This is a genomic window from Streptomyces sp. WM6378 (assembly GCF_001279695.1).
GTDB lineage: Bacteria > Actinomycetota > Actinomycetes > Streptomycetales > Streptomycetaceae > Streptomyces.
The window spans coordinates 13,777-36,011 of the sequence record NZ_LGDD01000329.1 but is presented as its reverse complement, the minus strand read 5'-3'; the positions used below and the strand labels follow the sequence as shown (position 1 = coordinate 36,011).

Genomic DNA, 22,235 nt, shown 5'->3' with positions numbered 1-22,235 from the left:
CCCTCCCGCGGGCGCGGCGGAACTAAAGCTCCACCGCCACGACCGTCGCATCGTCATGCGGCTTGCTCCCCCGCAGGAACACCCGCTCCACGTCCCCCGCCTCCAACTCCCGGACCCGCTCGACCAGCCCCTCCGGCCCCGCCTTCCGGACCAGCGAGACGCAGTCCGCCCACGAGCCCTCGCCGAACTTCTCGACCCACCGGGTCGCCCCGTCCGTCAGGGCGAGGACGGAGCGCAGCGGGCCGAGCGGCTCGCGGCCGGCCACGGCGCGGGCGGCGACCGTCGGGTCCGCCGCCGCGGTGAAGAAGCCGCCCTCCTTGTTGCGGACCAGGGAGTCGGCCACCGCGTCGCTGACCAGGCAGGCGCGCGGCACCCGGTCGAGCCGGTCGTCCAGGACCGCCCGCACCGTGCCGTCGGACGATTCGAGGAGCAGCGCCGAGTCCGACAGGACGAGGTACTCCAGCTCCGTCGCGTCCCAGCGCGCGAGCACCACCGTCGCCTGAGGCGTACGCGGGTGAGAAAGGTCACACGTGTCGCGGTGGGCATCGGCGGTGCGCCGAATGGATTCGGCCAGGATCTCGGCCAGCGTCATATCCCGGCGTGAAGCCGACAGTTCGGTCAGCGCGCCGCCGAGCCGCGCGGTGAACCAGGGCACGTCGTGCACGCAGTCGCCGTTGCCGGGCAGCGGCGTCACGCCGTCGAGGACGACGAGCAGGCCGCCCAGGCCCGAGGCGGGCATGGCGGTCGCGGCCCAGTCCTCGTTGGGGCGGGCGGGGTCTCCGGGAACGGTGGCCAGCTGGATGCGCATGCCCGCCAGTCTGCACGACGCCTTCACGGTGCCTTCATGCCCTGCGCGGGGGAGGCGGACGGCCCGTCAATTGGCCTGTACCAGGGGGAGAACCGCGTGATCTCGGGAGGAATCCGCCACTCCGTCGAGCTGTGGGCGGGCATCCTGCCAAAGCCCGCGCGGAAGTTCCAACCGGCGTCGGCCACGAGCGGGGCCGGGCATTCCGCGGGAGTTGATGGTCAACTCTGAAGTGATGTTCACTCGTTCAGGTGGCCGAGCAGTGACTACTCGTCATGACCAGTCGTCACCTTGGCTTCCTTGGTGGACTGACTGGCAACACGAGTGAAGATTGAGAGCACCGGTGCAGAACAAGCGGCCTCGGGGCAACGACGGCACACGCGCAGCACGCACCGTACGGGTGCGCAGCCGCCTGGTCGTCTCCGTCGCCGTTGTCTCCCTCATCGTGCTCGGAGCCGGTGCGCCCACCCTGTTCGCGGCCTCCGCGGACCTTAACGACTCCCAGCACCTGGTCACCCTCGCGCAGCTCGACCAGCAGACGATCAGCCTCGCCCACGCGCTCGGCGACGAGCGGGACGGCGTCACGCAGTACGTCGCGGCCGGCCGGCCCAGCGGCAAGGACGCGGCGCTCAAGGAGCCCGCCGCCCGCGTCGACCGCCAGATCGACGAGCTGCGCGCCACCGCCCCCGCAAGCCTCGCGCGCGACCTCGCCACCGTGCCCGCCCTGCGCCGCACCGCGCTCACCGGCAAGGGCACGGCCCCGGAGGCGCAGAAGGCGTACTCCGACGTGATCGCCACGCTGCTCGCCGTCGCCGACGAGCTCGCCGACCGCACGCCGCCGCGCGCCGCCGAGGCAGTCCGGGCGCCGGGTGCGCTCGGGCGGGCCGTCGAGCAGGCCTCGGCCACCCGGGGGCTGCTGCTCGGCGCGCTCTCGGTGCCGTCCGGGCAGACCTCCAAGGTGCTCGACCCGGTCACCGGCAGGTACGTACAGAAGGAGAAGGACGACAGCGATGCGGGCCGGGCGCGGGACGCGCTCAGCGCCGCCGCCCAGCAGGCGCACGTGCGCGAGCAGGCCGCGCTCGCCGACTTCGACCAGGCCGCCGGGGCGGATGCCCGCGACAAGTTCGCCACCACCGTCACCGGGCCCGAGGTGGACACCGCCGACGGCTTCCTCGCCCGCCTCACCGACCAGCCCCAGCTCAGTGCGTCCGAGCGCAAGACCGACCCGAACGCGGTGAACGCCGCCCTGTCCGCCCGGATCGACCGGATGCGCGGCGCCGAGGCCGCGCTCGCCACCTCGCAGGTCAAGCGGTTCGAGCAGCTGCGGGACGACGACGTCACCGCGCTTGAGATCCGCATCGGCCTGATCGGCGCGCTGCTGCTGCTCGCCATCGGCGTCTCCTCCGCCACCGCCCGTAGCCTGACCCGCCCGCTGGCGGTGCTGCGCCGCGGCTCCGCCCGGCTCGCGGAGGCGCCCGGGACCGAGGAGCCGGTGCGCTTCACCGGTCGCAACGACGAGTTCGCCCAGGTCGTACGGTCCCTCAACGAGCTGCACGGCAAGTTCGCCGAGCAGTCCACGCGGGCCGGCGGCCTTGACGAGGACCTCGCCAAGCAGCGCGGCCGGCTCGCCCGACTCGCTGCCGAGAAGGACGAACTGCGCACCCAAATGCGGGAGTTGACCGATCGCCTTGAGCGCGCCGAGGGCACCGTCCAGCACGCCTTCGTCAACCTCGGGCTGCGCAGCCTCGGTCTGATTGAGCGTCAGCTCGCCGTCATCGAGAGCCTGGAGGAGCGCGAGCAGGACCCGGACCAGCTCGCCGTCCTCTTCAAGCTCGACCACCTGGCCACCGTCATCCGGCGCCACGGCGAGAACCTCCTGGTCCTGGCCGGCACCGAGCACCACCACAACCACCCGGGCCCGGTCCCGCTCGTCGACGTCATGCGGGCCGCGGTCAGCGAGATCGAGCGGTACGAACGCGTCGTCATCCAGGCCCTGCCGCCGCACGCCCAGGTCGCCGGCTTCGCCGCCGACGACCTGAGCCACCTGGTCGCAGAGCTCCTGGAGAACGCCACCTCCTTCTCCCCGCCGGACGTCCAAGTGCAGCTCTCCGGCTGGCAGTTGGAGGGTGGCGAGATCATGCTCTCGGTCCAGGACGAGGGCATCGGCGTGCCCCCCGAGCGGCGCGCCGAGCTGAACCGCCGACTCGCCGACCCCGCGTCGTACGAACCCGGCGAGCCCGGCACCGAGGCGGGCGGCCTCGGCCTGCACGTCTCGGCGCTGCTGGCGCACCGGCACGGCGTGCGCATCGAGCTGCGCGAGCAGAAGCAGGGCGGCGTCGCGGCGGTCGTGGTGCTGCCCGAGGCGATCCTGCCGACCACCCCGCCGGCGGCCGCGCCGCACATGGTGCCGGTGCCGGGCGGAGCCCCGCGCTTCACGCTGCCGGGCGCGCTCGCCGAGGCCAACTCCAATGTGCTGCCGGAGCGCACGGAGCGCTCGGGGGAGGTGGCCAGGCCCGTCACGCCGGAGCCCGCCGAGCCCGCCGAGCCGGTCGAGCCCACGGAGCCGTCCGAAGTCCCGCTCGACGAGCCGACCTTCGAGATGCGGCTCCCCGGGCCCCGGCCCGCCGAGCCGGAGCCCGAACGCGAACCTGAGCCCGAACCCGAGCCCGCGCAGAAGGTCACCGACAAGGGCCTCCCCAAGCGCACGCCCAAGGTCGTGCAGGCCGGGCCCGCCAAGTCCCAGGAACGCAAGGGCGGCACCGACGCCGCCGAGGCGCTGCGGCGCAGGCTCGGCGGCTTCCAGCAGGGCGCCAAGGAAGGCCGCCGCGACGTGGCGGCGGAACTCGAAGAGACCGACCAGCAGGCAGACACGGACACGGGGGAGACAGTCGAGGAGGTACGCAGATGAGTGCGACCGGCACCGGGCCCGGCAGGCCCGGCAGCGGCGGGTCCGGAACCGGCGGCGCGTCCGGAACGGGCACCATCGGCACGAGCACCGAGGCCCGCAATCTGCAGTGGCTGCTCGGGAACCTGGTCGAGGAGGTGCCAGGGCTCATCTCCGTCGCGGTCGTCTCCTCGGACGGGCTGCTGCTGCTCTCCTCCGACCCGGAGCAGCGCCAGGTCACCGTCGCCCGGCAGGGCCCGCGCGGCTCCAGTGCCGACCTCGCCACCATCGTCTCCGGCATCGGCAGCCTCACCGTCGGCGCCGCCCGCCTCATGGACGGCGGCAACGTCAAGCAGACGATGGTCGCCATGGAGGAGGGCAGCGTCTTCGTCATGGCCATCAGCGACGGCTCGCTGCTCGGCGTGCACGCCACGCCGGACTGCGACATGAGCGTGGTGGCGTACCACATGGCGCTCTTCGTGGGCCGCGCCGGACACGTCCTGACCCCCGAAGTCCGCAGCGAGCTGCGCCAGTCGATGGAGGCCGCCCAGTGACCCCGCCAGCCCCGAAGCTGCCGATACGCGGCTCCGACCGGAAGCCCGCGCGGGTGCGCCCGTACTCGCTCACCGGTGGCCGCACCCGCTTCGGCCACGTCCTGCTCGTCGAGACGTTCGTCGCGGCGATCGAGGCGGCCCCGGAGCGCAAGGAGCTCGGCGGCAGCACGCACCGGGTCATGCCGGAGATGCTGGCCATCGTCGAGATCTGCCGCGCGATGCGTACGGTCGCCGAGATCTCCGCGCTCCTGAAGATGCCGCTCGGCGTGGTGCGCGTGCTGCTCAGCGACCTGGCCGACCAGGGAAGGATCCGTGTGTACGGGACCGGGCACGGCCCGGGTCAGCCGAACCGCGCGCTGCTCGAAAGGGTGCTGAGTGGACTCCGCCGCCTCTGAACTCCTCGTCCCCGACGAGGAGTTGCTCCCCTGGCAGCAGGACCGCAGCCGGGCCCCCATCGCGACCAAGGTCGTGATCGCGGGCGGCTTCGGTGTGGGCAAGACCACCTTCGTCTCGGCGGTCTCCGAGATCACTCCGCTCCAGACCGAGGCGGTGATGACGCAGGCCAGCGAGGCCACGGACGACCTGTCGGCGACCCCGGACAAGGTGACCACCACCGTCGCCATGGACTTCGGCCGCATCACCCTGGACGACGACCTCGTCCTGTACGTGTTCGGCACGCCCGGGCAGCAGCGGTTCTGGTTCATGTGGGACGACATCGTGCGCGGCGCGATCGGCGCGGTCGTGCTCGCCGACACCCGCCGCCTGTCGGACTGCTTCCCCGCGCTCGACTACTTCGAGAGCTGCGGGCTCCCGTACATCGTGGCCGTGAACCACTTCGAGGGCACCGAGTCCTTCGAGGCCGAGGACGTGCGCGAGGCGCTCACCGTGCCGCCGCACATCCCGGTCGTGATCATGGACGCGCGCAGCCGGATCTCGGTGATCGAGTCCCTGCTCGGCCTGGTCGGCCACGCGCTGGAAGCCTGCCCCGAATAGACCCCGCCCCCCACGGCTCGCTACGCACTCAACGGAGAACGGTCCCGCATGCGGAGAATACTGATAGTCGGAGCCGGACAGTCCGGTCTTCAGCTGGCCCTCGGACTGCAGGCGCAGGGGTACGAGGTCACCCTGATGTCGAACCGCACGGCGGACGAGATCCGGTCCGGCCGGGTCATGTCCACGCAGTGCATGTTCCACACCGCGCTCCAGCACGAGCGCGACCTCGCGCTGAACTTCTGGGAGTCCCAGGCCCCGCGCATCGAGGGCGTCGGCGTCTCGGTCGCGGCCCCCGATTCTTCGCGGGCCATCGACTGGGTCGGCAAGCTCGACGGCTACGCGCAGTCCGTGGACCAGCGGGTCAAGATGGCCGGCTGGATGGAGACGTTCGCGCAGCGCGGCGGCCAGCTGGTCATCCACGGCGCGGCCGTCTCCGACCTCGACTTCTTCGCGCGCACCTACGACCTGGTCCTGGTCTCGGCGGGCAAGGGCGAGCTCGTCTCGATGTTCGGCCGCGACGCGTCGCGCTCCCCGTACGCCGAGCCGCAGCGTGCGCTCGCCGTCTCGTACGTGCACGGGCTCGGCCCGCGCCCGGAGCACCCCGAGTTCGACGCGGTGCGCTGCAACCTGGTGCCGGGGGTGGGCGAGCTGTTCGTGATGCCGACCCTGACCACCTCGGGCCGCGCGGACATCCTGTTCTGGGAGGGCGTCCCCGGTGGCCCGCTGGACGTGTTCAACGGCGTGAAGGATCCGGCCGAGCACCTCGCGCTCACCCTGGAGCTGATGGAGAAGTTCCTGCCCTGGGAGTACGCGCGGGCCACCAAGGTCGAGCTGACCGACGCGGGCGCCACGCTGGCGGGCCGCTACGCGCCGACCGTCCGCAACCCGATCGGCCGGCTGCCCGGCGGCGGCCTGGTCCTGGGTGTCGCGGACGTCGTCGTGGCGAACGACCCGATCACCGGCCAGGGCTCCAACTCGGCGTCCAAGTGCGCGGCTTCCTACCTCGCCTCGATCGTCGAGCACGGCGAGGCGGAGTTCGACGAGGCGTGGATGACGGCCACCTTCGACCGGTACTGGGACACCGCCCAGCACGTGACGAAGTGGACCAACGCCATGCTCGGAGTGCCCCCGGAGCACGTCCTGAACCTGATCGGCGCGGCCGGTCAGCTCCAGCCCGCCGCCGACCGGTTCGCGAACGGCTTCGACGACCCGGCCGACTTCGAGAACTTCTTCTACGAGCCGGAGAAGACGGCCGCCTATCTCGCCCAAGTGGCAGGCATCCAGGGCTAGTTGGAGTCCGCCGAGTACCCGGTGTCCGCCCCCTCCGTCGCTCCTTCCGGGAGCTTCGGAGGGTGGTACCAGGGCAGCGGGGCCGCCGCCGGGTCCGGGCGGACCGCGCCGAGCAGCGGGTTCGCGGCGATGGGGGAGACCTTGACGAGGGCGCCGGGCCGGGGTGCCTGCACCACCAGGCCGTCGCCCAGGTACATCGCCACATGGGTGGCCTTGGGGAAGTAGACGACCAGGTCGCCGGGGCGCAGCTCGTTCAGCGGGACGTGGGGCAGCTCGGCCCACTGCTCCTGGCTGGTGCGGGGGATCGCGCGGCCGGCGTGCGCCCACGCCTGCGAGGTGAGCCCCGAGCAGTCGTAGGACTCGGGGCCCTCCGCGCCCCACACATACGGTTTGCCGATCTGGTCGACGGCGTACGCGAGCGCCCGGTCGCCCTCGGGCGAAGGTGCCCGCGTGCCGTTCAGCGCGCCCGAGGCGAGCAGGCTCTGCTGGGCCTTGTCCGTGCCCTGCCGCTCCAAGCGGGTGAGCTCGGCGAGCTGCGCGGGGGAGAGGCCGGCCAGCAGCTTCTCCACCTCCTTGAGGCGGAGCTCGACGTCGTCCTTGGCCTGCTGTTGCTGCTGGGCGAGGGCCTGCTGCTCGTCGAGGGCCCGGCGCGAGGCCCGCGCGAGGTCGGCCGCCTGCCGTTCGCCGCGGGCGAGCCGGGCCACCGCGGCCTGCCGCTCGCGCGCCGCGCGGTCCAGGACGTGGCGCTGGTCGAGGGCGCTCTGCGGGTCCCGGGCCAGCAACAGCCTTACGTACGTGGAGAGTTCGCTGCGCCCCTGGTACTGCTCGCGGGCCAGCCGCCCGGCTTCGCCGCGGCTCTGCGCGAGCGCGGTGCGGGCCTTGGACAGCGAGGCGGCGAGCTTCTGCTCCTCGGCCTCGCGGCGCTTCAGCTCGACGTCGGCGCTCTTGTACGCCTCGGTCGCCTCCTCCGTCTGCCGGTACAGCGTCTGGAGCTGGGCGAGGAGAGCCGTGGCCGAGGCCTCGGGCGGCTGCGCGGGCTGGACGGCCGAGGACTCGCCGGGCGGCTGGGGCGCGGCCATCGCGAGCGGGCCCACCACCGCCGTCGCCAGAGTCACGGCGACGGCCGCCGCGCACACCGAGCGCACGCGAGCTGACATGTGCTCACCTCCGGTCCGGAACCGGTCCGTCCGGCCCTACCGGATCGGATCGTGGCACGCACCGGCGCGACAATCCCGGTGGGAGGAGTGAACGGGGGTTTCGCCTCACTCGTGCGGCGGCAACCCGGTGCGGGGGCTTGCGCCGCCGCCCTTCTTCCTCCATGGCCAGCGGCGCGGCTCGCGGCCCTCGGGCACGTAGGTGTACTTCCAGCCGCGCGGCAGGCCGAGCCGTTTGCTGTGGGCGGCCGGCTCCAGGCGGTAGGCGTACACCGTCGCCGGGCCGCCGTCGGGATCCGGCACGGGCACCTCGTACCACTGCGGCGGCTTGCCGGTATGGCCGGTCAGTACCGGCAGGACGCGCCCGTCGAGGGGGCCGCCCACAAAGAGGGTGTTCTCGCTTCGCACCCCCCAAGTCTCACAGCAGGTGGGCCGCCTCGCTCACCACGGGTATCACCCGGCGGGCCAGGAGGCCGACCGGGCCGTCGGCCGCCTCGTGGGCCAGCGCCCCCCGCACCACGGCGGCGGTCTGCTCGTCGGTGGCCGCCGTGGCGGTGAGCAGCGCCACCAGGTGGTCCACCAGCCAGTCGCGCAGCTCGGGCAGCGGGGGCTGCTTGTCCTCGTCCAGCCAGATGAGGGAGGCGGCCTCGACCGCCGCGATCCAGGTGCGCACCATCATCCGAAGGCGCGGGCCCGGCTTCTCCACCCTGAGGTGCACCAGGATCTGCTCCGCCGCGGCCCGCCGCACCTCGTCGACGATCGCCGTCGTACGGGACGTCTCGGCCATGCTGCCGCCCTGGAGCAGCGCCGAGAACCCGGCGTCGTGCTCGTCGACGAAGGCGAGGTAGCGGTCAAGGGCGCGGGTGAGGCGCTGGGTGAGCGGCCCGGTCTGCGCCTCGGCGAAGCACAACTCCAGCTCGTCGGCGGCCGACCTGAGGGCCGCCTCGTACAACTGCTGCTTGCCGCCCGGGAAGTAGCGGTAGACCAGCGGCCGCGAGACCCCGGCGGCCTCGGCCACGTCGTCGAGGGACACGTCCTCCGGCGCCCGGTGCGCGAACAGCGAGAGGGCCGCGCCGAGAAGCTGGGTGCGGCGCTCCTCGACGCTGAGCCTGCGGTACGCGGGGGTGGCGGCGGGTGAACTCATACCAGCAGCGTAATCCCCGCGATCGGGGTTTACGCCAGGAGCCCGGAGGACTTCCAGAGCCGTCGGCTCAAGCCATTCATGACGCCTATCTCGTCCAGAAATTCCGTCAGGCGGCCCGCGCCGCTCTGCATGACCTCGCGGCGGTGGCCGCTCGCCTTCACCTGGGCGACGGCCTCGCGGCGGTCCAGGCCGACGTTCTCGTACACCTGCGGGTTGACGAAGCAGGTGGCGAAGACGCGGGCCGCCTCGCCGCAGCTGATCCGGGTCAACTCCCGTTCCCAGCGCGGCGCGGACACCATCTGGCGCCGCAACTCCTCGCGGGCGTACCGGACATGGCGGGCCTCCTCGACCACGTGGATGCGGGTCACGCCGCGCACGATGGTCTGGACGCGCTCGTCCGGGAAGGTCAGGCGCTGCATCCAGTCCAGGATCTCCTCGCCGAGCAGGGTGGCCGCGAAGGAGCCCGGCGTGGTGGACACGGTCTTCAGGACGCGGGCGAGGTTGTGGTAGACGCGCGGCACCCGGTACGTCGGCGCCCCGCCCTTCTTGATCATGCGGGCGAACATCATCGAGTGGCGGCACTCGTCGGCGATCTCGGTGAGCGCGTACCGGACGTGGTTGCTGGTGAGCGACTTGTCGTAGATGTGCCGCACGAGCAGCTGCATCAGGATGATCTCGAACCAGATGCCGAGCGAGGCGAGCGAGGCGGCCTCGTGGCGGGCCAGGTCCATGCGCTGTTCCTCGGACATCTTCCGCCACAGCGGGGTGTCGTACAGCGAGAGCAGCTCCGGAGGCCAGAACCACTTGCCGTCCTCGACGGGGGCTTCCCAGTCGAGCTCCTTGTCGGGGTCGAAGGAGTGCTTCGCGGACGATTCGAGCAGCCGCTCGGCGACCTGCTCGCGGTCCCTGAGCAGGCCGAGTGCGTCGCGGAGCGCATCGCGTTCGGTCATGGTCGTCATGGCTGGGGGCACCTCGTGGCTGGGTTACCTGCGGTCGCCTCTTATGAGACTGCCTGTCAGCAAGCTCGTCAATCCCTTGCGCGCCACTTGTTGACCGCGCGTCTACCACCGTGTGAACCTGCCAACTGCACAGCAGTGTGCAGAAGTTCAGCCGATGGACGACGACGTCCGCGAGGCGAAGGAGCCGCACGTGTCGACGCACGACCTCTATGTGACGGGCCCGCGAGAACCCCTCTGGCAGGTGCCGGCCTCCGGCGCCGCCCGCTTCAACTGGGACTACGACGACGGGCGCGACCGTCTGCTCGCCCTCTACCAGAAGGGCAAGGACAAGCAGTGGGACGGCGCCAAGCGCATCGACTGGGACCTGGAGGTCGACCCGTACGACCCGCTGGGCACCCCGGACGAGGCGATGACGCTGTACGGCACGCCGTACTGGGCCAAGATGACCGACCGGAACAAGGGTGATCTGCGGCGGCACTACACGTCCTGGCAGTTCAGCCAGTTCCTGCACGGGGAGCAGGGCGCGATGGTGTGCGCCGCCCGCATCGTGGAGTCCGTCCCCGACCTGGACGCCAAGTTCTACTCCGCGACCCAGACCATGGACGAGGCCCGGCACGCCGAGATCTACGCCCGCTTCCTCCACACGAAGCTCGGCATGCTCTACCCGATCAACGACAACCTCCAGTCGCTGCTCGGCGACACCCTGCGCGACTCCCGCTGGGACATGCCCTACCTCGGCATGCAGGTCCTGATCGAGGGCCTTGCGCTCGCCGCCTTCGGCATGATCCGGGACACCACGACCAAGCCCCTGCCGAAGCAGATCCTGGCGTACGTCATGCAGGACGAGGCCCGCCACGTCGCCTTCGGCCGCATGGCGCTGCGCGACTACTACGCCGAGCTCTCGGACGCGGAGCTGCGCGAACGCGAGGAATTCGTCATCGAGGGCTGCTACTTGATGCGCGACCGGCTGCGCGGGGTCGAGGTCCTGGAGAACTTCGGCATCCCGAAGAAGGAGGCCGAGCAGCTGAGCGAGGAGAGCGAGTACCTGCACCTGTTCAGGAAGCTCCTGTTCAGCCGCATCGTCCCCTGCGTGAAGGACATCGGCCTCTGGGGCGAACGCCTTCAGAAGGCGTACGTCGACATGGGCGTCTTCGACCTCGGCGACTCCAACCTGGACCTGCTGATGGCTCAGGACGAGGAGATCGCCGAGCAACTGGACAAGGAGCGCTTCGAGGCGGAGGAAACGGCGCGGGTGGCAGAGGTGGAGGGGGCGATCGCGGACGGGGCGGCTTAGGAGTTCGCTTCAACCGGGCCGCGTCAACGGTGCGGCCCGGCCTCGCCCGATCGTGCGGCCCGCCTCGGCTTCTCCTGGGCGGGGCTGCTCCGCCGGGCACACTCGGCCCCGTGGAGCGAACACGAGTGCCGCACGCGAGTACGGCCTTGACGACCAGTACGAGTGGGCGCGCCCGCCGGATGGCGGTTGGATTTCGGAGGACTGGACCAGCTTCCGAACCTCCCGTCGCACACGGAACTGATCGACGGGAGCCTGGTCTTCAGGTGTCCGCCGAACGTGTTTCACATGCGCACGGTGCGCCTTCTGGAGTACGCCCTTCTGAGCCAGGCACCGGAGCATCTGGAGATCGACCTGACCGCGCTCAACCGCCAACGCTGACCGGTCAGCGCCGACCGGATATGGCACCTCTTCAGGGGGCACGGGGAACGGCGCGACCGGCTCCCGACGGCCCGCGGTCGACAAACGGTCTGCGGGAGCGCTCGGCTCGCGCAGCGAGCCCTTACGCCCCCGGCCCGGCCGGAAACGTCTTCCTCAGGGTGAACGCATGCGGGGTCGGCCCATGAGCCCGCAGGTGCAGGACGCGCTTCTCGGCCTCCTCGACGGTCGGGCGGTGGCTCGCCGGGACCCACCACAGGGCCACCAGTGCCTCCTCGATGCGCTCGAACCACTCGAAGCGGCGGGCCAGCAGCTCGCGGTGCCGGCCCGCGTACATGAAGGCCTTCAGGGACTCCGCGTCGCGCCACACCGACATGTTCACGATCATCGCCGCGTCGCCGAACACGGAGACGCCCGTCGCGTTGCCACTGTCGCTCTGGAGCCGCCACACGAACCCGTCGGCCGCGTCCGCGACCGCGTTCACCGGGTCGAGCCCGGCCATGAAGTCCGCCAACTCGGGGGAGTCCAGGGGGAATTTGAGGCGGGCTATGTTCACCTGGGCCAGTTCGTACCGCGCTGATTCGTCCGTCATGGGCGCACCCTAGGCAGCCGCATCGCCGGAGCGCCCGGGCATTTCGCGGAGCGAGACGCTGCGGGGGAGACGCTATGGGGTGCCCGCCAGCGCCGCCTCCATCACCGCCCTCGCGATCGGCGCCGCGTCGCCGCCGCCGCTGATGTCGCCCCGCTTCGCCGACGCGTCCTCGACGACGACCGCGACCGCCACGGCGGGCCGGTCCGCGCCGTCCGCCCGGGCCCAGGAGATGAACCAGGCGTACGGGCTGCCGATGTTGCCGACGCCGTTCTGCGCGGTGCCGGTCTTGCCGCCGACCGTGGCCCCCGGGATCGCCGCGATGGTGCCGGTGCCGTTCCGCACCACGTCGATCATCATCTGCTGGAGCTGCATCGCGGTCGCCGGATACATCGCCCGCTGGTAGGTGCGCTGCGCGGTCGTGGAGACGGTCGCGCCGCTCGCGGTCGTCGTACGGTCCACCAGATAGGGGTATTTGAGCTCCCCGCCGTTGGCGACCGCCGCCGAGACCATCGCCATCTGGAGCGGCGTCGCCGTAGTGTCGAACTGGCCGATCGAGGAAAGGGCCAGTTGGTCGGGGGTCATCTTCGTGTCGAAGTTGGATTTCGCGACGCGTGACGGGATGCGCAGCAACGCGTCGTTGAAGCCGAATTTCCGCACCGCGTCCACCATTCCGGCCAGCCCCACCTTCAGCCCGACCCGCGCCATCACCGTGTTGCAGGAGACGGTCACCGCGTACGCCAGCGAGGCCCCGCCGCAGCCGCTCGGCTCGTTGGTGAGCGTGGTGCCCGAGTTGGGCAGGACGTACGGATCCGGCGTGTCGGTCGGCGCTTCGACGTCCGTGATCAACCCCGCGTCGAGCGCGGCCGCCGCCGTCACGATCTTGAAGGAAGAGCCGGGCGGATACGTCTGCCGGATCGCCCGGTTCAGCATGGGCTGGCTCGGGTCCGAGATCAGCCGCTGCCAGGCGTTCGCCACGGACCTGCCCGTACCCGAGAGAACGCCCGGGTCGTACGACGGGCTGCTGACCAGCGCCAGGATCTTGCCCGTCGACGGCTCGATCGCCGCGACGGCCCCCTTCTTGCCGCCCAGGCCGTCGTACGCGGCCCGCTGCATCGACGCCTTGATGGTCGTGACGGCCCGCCCGCCGGAGTGCCGGCTGCGGGTGAGGTCGTTCCACAGCGGGAACACCGACAGGAGCGAGGAGGTGCCCGAAAGGACGGGGTCCTCCGCGTTCTCGACGAGCGTCGTGCCGTAGGTCTGGGAGGCGTACCCGGTGACGCTCGCGTACAGCGGCCCGTACTTGTACGTCCGCTCGTACCGCAGCTGCTGGCGGCTGTCCTTCGATCCGGTGACGCTCTCCTCGCCGACCACGATGGCGCCGCGCGGCTGGTGGTAACGGGCGATCGCCAGGCGGCGGTTGGCGGGGTTCGCGTCGAGCGCGTCGGCCTCGAAGACCTGGACGCGGGCCGCGTTCACGAGCAGCGCCACGAGCAGGACGAGGCAGAACGCGGCCGCCCGCCGGATGTACCGGATCACCTGGCTGTCCCCTCCACCGATGGTTCGGGCCGTGCGATGACGCCGGGTTCGACGGCGGGAAGCGGCCGACGGGCGGAATCACTGATCTGGATGAGCAGCGCCACGATGATCCAGTTGGTGACGACGGACGAGCCGCCCTGCGCGAGGAACGGCATGGCCATGCCGGTGAGCGGGATGAGCCCCATCACGCCGCCCGCGATCACGAACACCTGGAGCGCCAGGATCGAGGCGAGCCCGACGGCGAGAAGGCGCCCGAACGGGCTGATCAGGCAGAGCCCGGCCCGGTAGCCCCGGGCCACGAGCAGGGCGTACAGGAGGAAGATCGCGGTCAGTCCGGACAGGCCGAGCTCCTCGCCCGCCGTGGCCAGGATGAAGTCGGACTTCGCGGCGAAGCCGATCAGGATGGAGTGGCCGAGGCCCAGGCCCGAGCCGAGCGTGCCGCCGGCCCCGAAGGCGAACAGGGACTGGGCGAGCTGGCTGGGGCCGCGGCCCGCCTCGATGGTGGCGTACGGGTTCAGCCAGTCGGCGACGCGGCCGTGCACATGGGGTTCGAACAGGGCGACCGCGGCCGCGCCGAACGAGGCGAGCAGCAGCCCCACCGCGATCCACCCGATGCGCCCGGTCGCCACGTACAGCATGACCACGAACAGGCCGAAGAACAGCAGCGAGGTGCCGAGGTCGCGTTCGAGGACGAGGACGCCGACGCTCAGCAGCCAGATCGCCACGATCGGGCCGAGCACCCGGCCGGTGGGCAGCTGGAGCCGCCAGATCATGCGGCCGGTGTACGCCAGCGCGTTGCGGTTGGCGGCGAGGTAGGCCGCGAAGAAGAGGGCCAGCAGGATCTTGGCGAACTCGGCGGGCTGGAAGGAGAAGCCGGCCACCCTGATCCAGATCTTGGCGCCGTTGACCGCGGGGAACAGGATCGGCACGAGCATCGACGCCAGGCCCGCGGCCATCGAGAGGTAGGCGTAGCGCTGCAGGACGCGGTGGTCGCGCAGGACGAGGACGACGGCTAGGAACAGGCAGACCCCGAGCGTCGACCACACCAGCTGCGTGGGGGCCGCCCGGCTGCCCGGGGTCGAGAGGTCGAGCCGGTAGATCAGCACCAGGCCGAGCCCGTTGAGCAGCACCGCGATCGGCAGCAGCACGGGGTCGGCGTAGGGCGCGCGGAAGCGGACCACGAGGTGGGTGACGAGCGCGAGCAGGCCGAGCCCGGCCCCGTGGCGCACGGCGTCGGGCGGCACCGTGCCGTTCCTGGCGAGCCCGACGGCGACGTAGCCGAGCACCACGACGAGAACGGCACCGGCGAGCAGGGAGAGTTCGACGCCCCGCCGTTTGGAGAGGCGGAGCTCGGGCGGGGAGGCGTCCGCCGCCGACGGTGCGGTCATGCCAGGCAACGTAGCAAGACACAGGCCTTATGTCCCGGTATGTCATAAGGTGCCGAACGCAATGCATGACGGTCCGTCAAAAAGGAGCCGGCGCCATGGGGCCCGTGGAGTTCATCGTCCTCGCCTTTCCCGAGGAGCAGTTGAGGGTCCGGGCGGTCGCCTCGCTCGGCGCGCTGCGCCGGTCCGGCGCCGTCGCCCTGATCGACGCGCTGGTCGTCACCAAGACGGCGGGCGGCGAGGTGCTCACCGCCGAACTCGACGAGTTCGAGGAGCTCCAGGGGATGCTCGGGGGCCGGGACGCGGCCCGGCTCATCGGCCCCGAGGACGTCGCCGAATCGGCCGGGCTCCTGGACCGCGGCAACTGCGCGCTGCTCATCCTGGTCGAACACCTCTGGGCGGCGGAGGCGGCCGAGGAGGTGCGGGCGGCCGGCGGTCGCATCGCCGGCTCCGTACGGATCCCGTCGGAGCGGCTCGCCGAGGTGAAGGCGGGGCTCGCCGCGCTGGCCGCCTCCGCGCCGTCACCGTCCACCGGAACGGAGGCCTGACCCATGTACGTCCGACCCGCCCGCCCCGAAGGCCGTCCCGTCGAGCGCCCGGCCGGTGCGCCGCTGCTGCGTGGTCTGCTGTCCGGCAGCCCGGGCTACGCCGCCGACCGGGCGGCGCACGCCGCGGCGCCGCCCGCGCCCGTGCCCGCGAGCGGCGCGGACATCGCGGACCGGCTGGCCCGTCTGGGTGACATGGTCAGCGAAGGACTGCTCTCGCTCGAAGAGTTCGCGGCCGCCAAGGCCAAACTCCTCGGCGGCTGAGCGGCCGGGTCAGCACCAGCGCGGTACGGCCCCGATGTTGTCGATGTAGTAGGCCGATGCCCACGCCCAGGTGCCGTCGGTGAGCAGGTACCAGTGGTCGTTCCCGTTGACCCGGTCGCCGCCGGTCCTGCAGAAGATGTGCACGATCGAGCCGTACGGCGCCTTGCCGACGATCCGGCTGCTGCGGGTGGGCCGGTCGCGCAGGAGCAGGCCGGACTTGGCGGTGACGCGGCCCTTGTAGTCGTCGTGCCCGTGCTCGTCTGCGGCGGCGGTCCGCGCCGTGGCGAGGACGGCCACGGCGCCGGTGGCCACACAGAGGCCGAGTGCGGCAAGGGGTGAGCGCAGGGACATGGTGCCTCCTGGATGGGGCGGGGCCGCATGTGAACGACCCTCAATTCGCCTGCCTCACAGTAAATTCGCTCATTGGTGTTCGCAAAGCGTGACGAGATGTCACTCGGCGTGCGGGCTCTCCTCGGAGTCGGGCGCCTCGAAGCTGACGTACTCCGGGAGTTCGAGCCGGGCCACCGCGCCGCCGTCGGCCGCGTTGGCGAAGCGCAGCTCGGCGCCGATCACGGCCGCCTGCCCCGCCGCGATGGTCAGGCCGAGCCCGTGCCCCTTGTTTCCGGCGTCGGTGCGGAAGCGCTGCGGTCCGTGGTCCAGGAGGTAGTCCGGATAGCCCGTGCCGTGATCGCGGACGGTGACGACCGGGCCGTGCACGGTCAGCTCGACCGGGGCCTTGCCGTGCTTGTGGGCGTTGGCAAGGAGGTTGCCGATCACCCGCTCCAGGCGGCGCTTGTCGGTCTCCACGCAGGCGTCCCGCAGCACCGTGAGGGTGGTGTCCGCCTCGGCGGTCCCGGAGGCGATCGAGGCGCGCACCACCCGCTCCACCACCGGGGAGAGCTGCTGCATGTCCAGGTCGACGGTCTCGCTGCCCGCGTCCAGGCGGGAGATCTCCAGGAGGTCCTCGGTGAGCGAGCGCATCGCCCGCACCCGGTCCCGTACGAGCTCGGCCGGGCGGCCCTCCGGCAGCAGCTCCGCGGCCGCGTGCAGGCCGGTCAGCGGGGTGCGCAGCTCGTGCGCCACGTCGGCGGTGAAGCGCTGTTCGCTGAGCAGTTTGCCCTGGAGCGTGGAGGCCATCGTGTCCAGGGCGCCGGCCACGGTCGCCACCTCGTCCTGCGGGCGCGAGGGGTCCTTGGTGCGGGGGTCGTTGACCCGCGCGTCCAGGTCGCCCGCGCCGATCCGGCGGGCCACCGTCGCCGTCAGGTGCAGGCGCCGGGTGATCCGGGTGACGGCGAAGACGCCGACGAGCAGCGTCGCGCCGATGGCCAGGATGGACGAGCCGAAGATGGCCTTGTCCAGGCCGTTGATGGTGCGGGCGCTCTGGGTGTAGTCGATCTCGGCGGCCAGCGCCTTGCCGTCCGCCGGGCCCGCCGCCCACATGGTGGGGCGGCCGTGGTCGTCGTCGACGAGGGTGCCGCGCTTGCCGGAGACGGCGAGCGCGCGCAGCGAACCCGGCAGCTCCGGCGGGTCGATACCGGCGCCGGGCGGCAGCTGCTCGCCCGCCTCGTACATCCGGGTGACGTCGGTCAGCCGGTCGAGCGCCTTGCCGCGCGCCTCGCCGACCGTCTGCCGGGTCACCGACACGTGCACCAGGGCGCCGAGCAGCGTCGCGAGCGCGCAGCACATCACGGTGATGAACACCGCCGACTTCCAGGTGAGCGTCGCCGTCCAGCGGGGCAGCGGCAGGCGGGGCGGCCTCGGTATCCGGGGGAGTCTCATGGTGCGTCCGCCGTGGGGGTGGCCGACGGCTTCGCCGTCGGCGGCTTCTTCTTCGGCGACGGCGAGAGCTGCCCGGCGCCGGACGGTGCGGGGTGCTTCCCGCCGGAGTTCTCGCCGCCGGGCTTGCGGCGCACGATCTCGTCCCGGGTGGGGAGCATCGCCTGCTGGTGGTCGTCCCAGGACCACGCCGTGCGGTACTCGTACCCGGGCATGCCCGCCGACACCGACCGCAGGATCACGTCGCGGCCGGCCAGGTCGACGCTGATGATCTGGTCGACGGTGGACATGATGCGGATCAGGCCGCCGTCCTTGGCCGGCATGTAGCAGCGCACCGCGAGCTGCTGGTCGGGCATCCGGATGCCGACGATCAGCTCGTCTTTGCCGTCCCCCGTCAGGTCCCGGTAGTACGGCTTGAGCACCGGGCAGCTGCCCGGCTTCTGCTTGCAGGTGGCCAGCTGCCGAACCGTTTCGTCGTAGAGACCGTCCTCGCCGCTGTACGTGTTCGGGTGCGCCTTCACCTCGGCCTGCACCACGGCGACCGGGTTCAGCTTGCGGACGTCGCCGCCGGTCACCTTGATGCCGGGGACCTGCTCCGTGTCGGTCTCGCCGTAGTCGTTCGGGGTCGCCGTCGCCGGGGGCAGATCCGGCCACAGGTGGATCGGGCCGATCGCCGGCGGCGTCGCACCCGAGCTCTCCAGGTGGCCCGCCCCGCCGCAGCCGGACAGCAGCAGGACACCCGCTGCGGTCAGCAGGGGTGCCAAGAGGGCTGTGCGGCGGTGGCGGATCAAGGTGCTCCTGTCGTGCGGGAACCCCAGGCTATTTCACTGTCTGCCGCGGCTTCGCCGGAGCCCCGGTGCGTTATTCGGCCTTGACCAGGTCGGCATAGAAGATGATGTTGGCCGAGCGGTGACCGTCCACGATCGGACCGCCACACGTGATGAGGCGGAGCTCGGCGCGATTGGTCATCCCGTAAACCTTATGCGTCGGGAAGTCCTTTTTCTCGACCTGCTGGGTCTCCCGGATCTTGAACACCGCGGTCGAGCCGTCCGCCCGGCCGACCTCGATCACGTCGCCGACCTTCATGTCCTTCACGTTCCGCAGCAGCGCCGGGCCGTTCGCGGTGTCGTAGTGCGCGACCAGGACCGAGGCCCCCTTCTCGCCCGGCGTGACGCTGCCGGTGTACCAGCCGGCCTGCTCGGCCCGGTCCACCGGCGGCACCTCCAGCTCCTGCGCGGAATCCACCCCGAGCCGCAGCACCGGGCTCGCGTCGACGCCCGCGGAGGGGATGACGACCCGGGTCGGCTCGGAGGCCTTGAGCGGGCCGGCCGTCGCCTTGGCCTGCGGGGCGGCGGCGTTCTGCACACGGACGTCGGGGGCCTTGGCCACCGGGTCCGGGGTGCAGGCCATGAGCCCGCCGCCGACGGTGAGGGCGAGCACGGAGGCGGCCGCGAGTCTGGCGGTCCGGGGCGTCCGGGCAGTGCGGGGCGGGGTGGGCGTCGTCATGCGTACGACGCTAAATGTCCGGCATTGCGGCTTTGTCCCGCGTACGTAACAGCTCGCCGTACTTCAGCAGGCGGTGCTGTTACGCGCGGCGGGCCGGCCTACTGCTGGTACGGGTTCTGGCCCTGCATCTGGCCCGGCTGCGGCTGGCCGTACTGCTGCTGCGGAGCCACCGGCTGGGCCAGCAGGCCCTCGGCCTGCTCCTTGGTGATCTGCTGCTCCAGACCGCAGAACGTGCACTGCATGCGGAACCGCGTCGAGATCGGGAACAGCGGAACGAAGAACAGCGTGAACTTCGTGACGTACTTGCGCAGCCCGTGCGCCGAAGGATTGCCGCAGTTGCCGCACACCAGCGTGAGCATCGCGAGCTGGTAGAGATAGCCGCGGGTGCCAAAGATGATCATTGAGTGGTTCCCCTCCCGGATTCCTGGGTCGTGTCGCGCGTAAGTGTCGTGGTCATGACCGTCCTGAGTCCATCGCGTTGTGACGACGCCCACACGACTTATTGCCCTCACGGGCATCGGGCTGTTCCCATGGGCGTGGTGGGGTGATGGGTCATGGCAGGACTGCGGGTCACACCGGTACACCGGCACGGACAGGCGCGACTGTACGTCAGCCTCCCGGACGGGCGCAGCGTCGCCTGGTACGACCGCGACACCGGACGCGTATCGCTGCTGCTCGACGACCGCAGGGACGAGGTGCTCGCCGCGCTGCGCCCGTACGCCGTGGGGGAACTGCTCGTCGGCCCGCCGCCCGTGCCGACCCCCGCCGACCTGGCCCGGCTCTCCCTGCACCCCGACGACGACCTCGCGCCCAACCGGCCCGGCGAGGCGCTCCTGACCGAGCTGGAGCGGTACGAGCCCCAGCACCGGTTCAGGGCCGACCCGCGCCGCCGGGAGCTCGCCGCGCAGCAGCTCGCCGGGGCCGCCCTTGAGCGGCTCGAAGGCGCGGGCTGGCGGGTCCTGCATTCGGTTCCGCTGCCGGGGGAGGCCAGGATCGACCATCTGCTCGTCGGGCCCGCGGGCGTCCTCACCGTGCACTCGCTGGCTGCCCAGCGGCACCGGGTGCGGATCGCCGACCCGCTGGTCACCGTGGGCAGAGCCGCCTCCGTGCCGTATCTGCGCCACGCCCGCCGCGAGGCCGAGCGCGCCTCGCTCGCCCTCGCGGCGGCGGTCCGGCCCGTCCTCGTCCTGGTCGGCGCGGAACGGGTCGAGCTCGGCCCGCCGGGGATCCGGGGCGTGAGCGTCCTGAAGGACAGCGAGATCCCGGACCTCGCGCGCCTCGGCGGCGTCCTGAAACCGGCCGACGTGGAGTCCTTGTACTGGACGGCCCGGGACCGCAGGACGTGGCTGCGGGTCTGAGGGCCCCTGTGTCCGGTCAGCCCCCGGCGTCCCGCAGCCGCAGCACGACCGCCCCCGCGTGCCGCGTGGTCGCCCACTCGACCTCCGCGAGCAGGCCCTCCGCGACCGCCCGGTACGCCACTTCGCCGAGCCCGGCCGCGACCGCCGTGCCGCCGCCCTCGGCCGCGAGCGGGGCGAGCGCGCGGCCGGCCTCCGCGCGCAGGGCGGCGGACAGCGGGCCCGACACCACCGGCACGTCGTCGCCGGGCAGCACCAGGACGAGCGCGGCCGGCCGGGCCGCGCTGCCGGTGTGTCCGACGACCACCGCCTCGCGGGTGTCGGTGTGCCGCAGCTTGCGCCAGGCGCGGCGCCCGGCCCGGTACGGGGCGTCGAGACGCTTGGCGACCAGGCCCTCGATGCCGCTCGCGGGCAGCGTCTCGTACCAGGTCAGCGCGGTGTCCACCGAGGTCGTCATAAGCACGGCCTGGAGCGGCGGCCCGAGCGGGGCGAGCACCTCCAGGAGCCGGGCCCGGCGGCGCTCGTACGGCTCGGCCCGCAGGTCCAGGCCCGCGTCCGCGAGCAGGTCGAAGGCCGCGTACGAGGCGGGCAGGCGGCGGGCCAGGAGCGGGGCCCGGGCGGGGGTGGCGGCGGCGCGGCGCTGGACCGCCGCGAAGTCGGTGCGCCCGCCGGACCACACCACGACCTCCCCGTCCAGGACCGTCCCGGGCGTCAACTCCCTTGCCGCGTCGGCCAGATCGGGGAACGCGCCGGTGATGATGCGCCCCGAGCGGGCCTGGAGCACGACCCGCTCCGCCTCCCGGAACACCACCATCCGGTGCCCGTCGAACTTCGGCTCGTACGCCCAGCCCGCCCCGCGCGGCAGCGTGGCCACCGCCTCGGCGAGGGCGACGGTGAGCGGGGGCCGCAGCGCCGGGGCACTCATGGCAGCCGGCCCGCCCGCTCGGGGTCGGCCAGCGGCGCGAGCAGGTCGCCGTCGCGGTCCAGGCGGGGCCCGATGTCGCCGATCAGGAACGTCAGGTCGGCCGGGGCTCCGCACGACTCGACCTCCGCCCAGGACACCGGGGCCGACACCGTGGGGCGCTCCTTGGCGCGCACGGTGTAGGGCGTCGCGGTGGTCTTCGCGGCGGCGTTCTGGCTGAAGTCGACGAACACCTTGCCGGGGCGCAGCGCCTTCGCCATCTTGTGCGTGACCAGCTCGGGCAGGGCCGCCTCCGCCTCCCTGGCCAGCGTCTTCGCGTACGCCGAGACCTGATCGGAGGGGGTCGGCTCCAGCGGGCAGAGCAGGTGCAGCCCCTTGGCGCCGGAGGTCTTGGCGTACGCGTGCAGCCCGTCCGCCGCGAGTCTGTCCCGCAGCCACACCGCCACCGCGCAGCACTCCACCACGCTCGCGGGCTCGCCCGGGTCGAGGTCGAGGACAAGGCGGTCGGCCTCGGCGGGGGCGTCCCCCCGCCACTGCGGGGGGTGGAACTCCACGACCAGGTTCGCCGCCCACATCAGGGTGGCCAGATCGGCGACCACGACCTGCCGGGCCGCCTTGTCCTCGGAGCGCGGCACCGCGGCCGTCCTCACCCAGGAGGGCGTGCCCGGCGGCGGATTCTTGGTGAAGAAGCGCTGGCCCCCGGGACCGTCCGGGAAGCGCAGGAACGACACCGGGCGGTTGTCCAGCTGGGCCAGGAGCGGGCCCGAGACCGTGGCGCAGTAGTGCAGGAGCTCGCCCTTGGTGGTGCCGGTCGCCGGGTAAAGCACCTTCTCCAGATTCGACAGGGCGATCCGCCGCCCCTCCACCTCCGTGATCGGCGTCATACGATGAGAGTCCCACGA

General features: G+C 72.0%; 24 protein-coding genes. 9 read left to right on the top strand and 15 right to left on the bottom strand.

The features are described from left to right. Window positions 1-22 precede the first annotated feature (22 nt). The gene (locus ADK54_RS36345) at window positions 23-808 is read right to left on the bottom strand and encodes a hypothetical protein (protein WP_053730080.1); all 786 of its coding nucleotides are present in this window, start codon (window positions 806-808) and stop codon (window positions 23-25) included. Between the two features lie 340 nt (window positions 809-1,148). Between ADK54_RS36345 and ADK54_RS36340 the strand changes: the two genes are divergently transcribed. From ADK54_RS36340 to ADK54_RS36320, 5 genes are read left to right on the top strand one after another with little or no spacing between them, the layout of a single operon-like run. Next, window positions 1,149-3,713 carry a nitrate- and nitrite sensing domain-containing protein gene (locus ADK54_RS36340; RefSeq protein WP_078966895.1) on the top strand — a complete coding sequence of 855 codons (2,565 nt, stop codon included), beginning with the start codon at window positions 1,149-1,151 and terminating at the stop codon, window positions 3,711-3,713. After that, window positions 3,710-4,243, top strand: coding sequence for a roadblock/LC7 domain-containing protein (locus ADK54_RS36335; protein WP_078966894.1), 534 nt, complete (start codon window positions 3,710-3,712; stop codon window positions 4,241-4,243). Before ADK54_RS36340 ends, ADK54_RS36335 begins: the two co-directional genes overlap by 4 nt. Then, window positions 4,240-4,638 carry a DUF742 domain-containing protein gene (locus tag ADK54_RS36330; RefSeq protein WP_053730078.1) on the top strand — a complete coding sequence of 133 codons (399 nt, stop codon included), beginning with the start codon at window positions 4,240-4,242 and terminating at the stop codon, window positions 4,636-4,638. The genes ADK54_RS36335 and ADK54_RS36330 overlap by 4 nt, the downstream gene beginning before the upstream one ends. Further along, the gene (locus ADK54_RS36325; RefSeq protein WP_053730077.1) at window positions 4,619-5,236 is read left to right on the top strand and encodes a GTP-binding protein; all 618 of its coding nucleotides are present in this window, start codon (window positions 4,619-4,621) and stop codon (window positions 5,234-5,236) included. The genes ADK54_RS36330 and ADK54_RS36325 overlap by 20 nt, the downstream gene beginning before the upstream one ends. Window positions 5,237-5,284: 48 nt before the next feature. Next, entirely contained in the window at window positions 5,285-6,526 is a 1,242-nt protein-coding gene (locus ADK54_RS36320; RefSeq protein ID WP_053730076.1) for a styrene monooxygenase/indole monooxygenase family protein, read from the top strand. Here the strand turns inward: ADK54_RS36320 and ADK54_RS36315 are convergent. From ADK54_RS36315 to ADK54_RS36300, 4 genes are all read right to left on the bottom strand, one after another. Next, on the bottom strand, window positions 6,523-7,683 hold the full coding sequence (locus ADK54_RS36315) for a C40 family peptidase (RefSeq protein ID WP_053730075.1): 1,161 nt from the start codon (window positions 7,681-7,683) through the stop codon (window positions 6,523-6,525). The genes ADK54_RS36320 and ADK54_RS36315 overlap by 4 nt on opposite strands. Before the next feature lie 105 nt (window positions 7,684-7,788). Then, complete coding sequence (locus ADK54_RS36310) at window positions 7,789-8,088, bottom strand: hypothetical protein (protein WP_053730074.1); 300 nt, start codon at window positions 8,086-8,088, stop codon at window positions 7,789-7,791. A 10-nt stretch (window positions 8,089-8,098) separates the two neighbouring features. Next, window positions 8,099-8,824: a TetR/AcrR family transcriptional regulator gene (locus ADK54_RS36305; protein ID WP_053730073.1), complete on the bottom strand. Its 726-nt coding sequence runs from the start codon at window positions 8,822-8,824 to the stop codon at window positions 8,099-8,101. 29 nt (window positions 8,825-8,853) lie between these two features. Further along, complete coding sequence (locus tag ADK54_RS36300) at window positions 8,854-9,783, bottom strand: AurF N-oxygenase family protein (protein ID WP_053730072.1); 930 nt, start codon at window positions 9,781-9,783, stop codon at window positions 8,854-8,856. A gap of 190 nt (window positions 9,784-9,973) precedes the next feature. Here ADK54_RS36300 and ADK54_RS36295 point away from each other — a divergent pair, with 190 nt between their 5' ends. After that, window positions 9,974-11,077 (top strand): ferritin-like domain-containing protein, encoded by a 1,104-nt coding sequence (locus tag ADK54_RS36295; RefSeq protein ID WP_053730088.1) that lies wholly within the window; start codon window positions 9,974-9,976, stop codon window positions 11,075-11,077. A 499-nt stretch (window positions 11,078-11,576) separates the two neighbouring features. Here the strand turns inward: ADK54_RS36295 and ADK54_RS36285 are convergent, their stop codons facing one another. From ADK54_RS36285 to ADK54_RS36275, 3 genes are all read right to left on the bottom strand, one after another. Then, complete coding sequence (locus ADK54_RS36285) at window positions 11,577-12,044, bottom strand: DUF3291 domain-containing protein (protein WP_053730071.1); 468 nt, start codon at window positions 12,042-12,044, stop codon at window positions 11,577-11,579. A 72-nt stretch (window positions 12,045-12,116) separates the two neighbouring features. Continuing rightward, on the bottom strand, window positions 12,117-13,580 hold the full coding sequence (locus tag ADK54_RS36280) for a penicillin-binding transpeptidase domain-containing protein (protein WP_053730070.1): 1,464 nt from the start codon (window positions 13,578-13,580) through the stop codon (window positions 12,117-12,119). Then, a complete protein-coding gene (locus tag ADK54_RS36275; RefSeq protein WP_053730069.1) occupies window positions 13,577-14,968 on the bottom strand; it encodes an FtsW/RodA/SpoVE family cell cycle protein in 1,392 nt (463 codons plus the stop codon). The genes ADK54_RS36280 and ADK54_RS36275 overlap by 4 nt, the downstream gene beginning before the upstream one ends. A 95-nt stretch (window positions 14,969-15,063) precedes the next feature. Here ADK54_RS36275 and ADK54_RS36270 point away from each other — a divergent pair, with 95 nt between their 5' ends. Beyond that, the gene (locus ADK54_RS36270) at window positions 15,064-15,513 is read left to right on the top strand and encodes a DUF6325 family protein (RefSeq protein ID WP_053730068.1); all 450 of its coding nucleotides are present in this window, start codon (window positions 15,064-15,066) and stop codon (window positions 15,511-15,513) included. A gap of 3 nt (window positions 15,514-15,516) precedes the next feature. Beyond that, window positions 15,517-15,774, top strand: coding sequence for an SHOCT domain-containing protein (locus tag ADK54_RS36265; RefSeq protein WP_053730067.1), 258 nt, complete (start codon window positions 15,517-15,519; stop codon window positions 15,772-15,774). 9 nt (window positions 15,775-15,783) lie between these two features. Here the strand turns inward: ADK54_RS36265 and ADK54_RS36260 are convergent, their stop codons facing one another. The 5 genes from ADK54_RS36260 to ADK54_RS36240 form a co-directional block, all read right to left on the bottom strand. Then, a complete protein-coding gene (locus ADK54_RS36260; protein WP_053730066.1) occupies window positions 15,784-16,125 on the bottom strand; it encodes an SH3 domain-containing protein in 342 nt (113 codons plus the stop codon). A 99-nt stretch (window positions 16,126-16,224) separates the two neighbouring features. Then, entirely contained in the window at window positions 16,225-17,553 is a 1,329-nt protein-coding gene (locus ADK54_RS36255; protein ID WP_053730065.1) for a sensor histidine kinase, read from the bottom strand. Further along, window positions 17,550-18,338, bottom strand: a complete 789-nt coding sequence (locus ADK54_RS36250) for a hypothetical protein (protein WP_234392353.1) — start codon at window positions 18,336-18,338, stop codon at window positions 17,550-17,552. The genes ADK54_RS36255 and ADK54_RS36250 overlap by 4 nt, the downstream gene beginning before the upstream one ends. A 73-nt stretch (window positions 18,339-18,411) precedes the next feature. Further along, complete coding sequence (locus ADK54_RS36245) at window positions 18,412-19,056, bottom strand: class F sortase (RefSeq protein ID WP_053730063.1); 645 nt, start codon at window positions 19,054-19,056, stop codon at window positions 18,412-18,414. A gap of 98 nt (window positions 19,057-19,154) precedes the next feature. Then, complete coding sequence (locus ADK54_RS36240; protein WP_053730062.1) at window positions 19,155-19,457, bottom strand: zinc-ribbon domain-containing protein; 303 nt, start codon at window positions 19,455-19,457, stop codon at window positions 19,155-19,157. A 153-nt stretch (window positions 19,458-19,610) separates the two neighbouring features. Here ADK54_RS36240 and ADK54_RS36235 point away from each other — a divergent pair, with 153 nt between their 5' ends. Continuing rightward, window positions 19,611-20,414 (top strand): nuclease-related domain-containing protein, encoded by an 804-nt coding sequence (locus ADK54_RS36235; RefSeq protein ID WP_053730061.1) that lies wholly within the window; start codon window positions 19,611-19,613, stop codon window positions 20,412-20,414. Window positions 20,415-20,430: 16 nt separating this feature from the next. On the opposite strand, the gene ADK54_RS36230 is transcribed toward ADK54_RS36235, so the two are convergent. Both ADK54_RS36230 and ligD read right to left on the bottom strand, forming a co-directional pair. Beyond that, complete coding sequence (locus tag ADK54_RS36230; protein WP_053730060.1) at window positions 20,431-21,336, bottom strand: ATP-dependent DNA ligase; 906 nt, start codon at window positions 21,334-21,336, stop codon at window positions 20,431-20,433. After that, window positions 21,333-22,217, bottom strand: coding sequence for a non-homologous end-joining DNA ligase (ligD, locus tag ADK54_RS36225; protein ID WP_053730059.1), 885 nt, complete (start codon window positions 22,215-22,217; stop codon window positions 21,333-21,335). The genes ADK54_RS36230 and ligD overlap by 4 nt, the downstream gene beginning before the upstream one ends. Window positions 22,218-22,235: the final 18 nt, after the last annotated feature.

Coding starts and splice junctions, on each gene's coding strand:
- ADK54_RS36345 (WP_053730080.1), bottom strand. CDS start 808: ATGCGCATCCAGCTGGCCACCGTTCCCGGAGACCCCGCCCGCCCCAAC.
- ADK54_RS36335 (WP_078966894.1), top strand. CDS start 3,710: ATGAGTGCGACCGGCACCGGGCCCGGCAGGCCCGGCAGCGGCGGGTCC.
- ADK54_RS36320 (WP_053730076.1), top strand. CDS start 5,285: ATGCGGAGAATACTGATAGTCGGAGCCGGACAGTCCGGTCTTCAGCTG.
- ADK54_RS36315 (WP_053730075.1), bottom strand. CDS start 7,683: ATGTCAGCTCGCGTGCGCTCGGTGTGCGCGGCGGCCGTCGCCGTGACT.
- ADK54_RS36305 (WP_053730073.1), bottom strand. CDS start 8,824: ATGAGTTCACCCGCCGCCACCCCCGCGTACCGCAGGCTCAGCGTCGAG.
- ADK54_RS36300 (WP_053730072.1), bottom strand. CDS start 9,783: ATGACGACCATGACCGAACGCGATGCGCTCCGCGACGCACTCGGCCTG.
- ADK54_RS36285 (WP_053730071.1), bottom strand. CDS start 12,044: ATGACGGACGAATCAGCGCGGTACGAACTGGCCCAGGTGAACATAGCC.
- ADK54_RS36275 (WP_053730069.1), bottom strand. CDS start 14,968: ATGACCGCACCGTCGGCGGCGGACGCCTCCCCGCCCGAGCTCCGCCTC.
- ADK54_RS36270 (WP_053730068.1), top strand. CDS start 15,064: ATGGGGCCCGTGGAGTTCATCGTCCTCGCCTTTCCCGAGGAGCAGTTG.
- ADK54_RS36265 (WP_053730067.1), top strand. CDS start 15,517: ATGTACGTCCGACCCGCCCGCCCCGAAGGCCGTCCCGTCGAGCGCCCG.
- ADK54_RS36260 (WP_053730066.1), bottom strand. CDS start 16,125: ATGTCCCTGCGCTCACCCCTTGCCGCACTCGGCCTCTGTGTGGCCACC.
- ADK54_RS36255 (WP_053730065.1), bottom strand. CDS start 17,553: ATGAGACTCCCCCGGATACCGAGGCCGCCCCGCCTGCCGCTGCCCCGC.
- ADK54_RS36245 (WP_053730063.1), bottom strand. CDS start 19,056: ATGACGACGCCCACCCCGCCCCGCACTGCCCGGACGCCCCGGACCGCC.
- ADK54_RS36240 (WP_053730062.1), bottom strand. CDS start 19,457: ATGATCATCTTTGGCACCCGCGGCTATCTCTACCAGCTCGCGATGCTC.
- ADK54_RS36235 (WP_053730061.1), top strand. CDS start 19,611: ATGGCAGGACTGCGGGTCACACCGGTACACCGGCACGGACAGGCGCGA.
- ADK54_RS36230 (WP_053730060.1), bottom strand. CDS start 21,336: ATGAGTGCCCCGGCGCTGCGGCCCCCGCTCACCGTCGCCCTCGCCGAG.
- ligD (WP_053730059.1), bottom strand. CDS start 22,217: ATGACGCCGATCACGGAGGTGGAGGGGCGGCGGATCGCCCTGTCGAAT.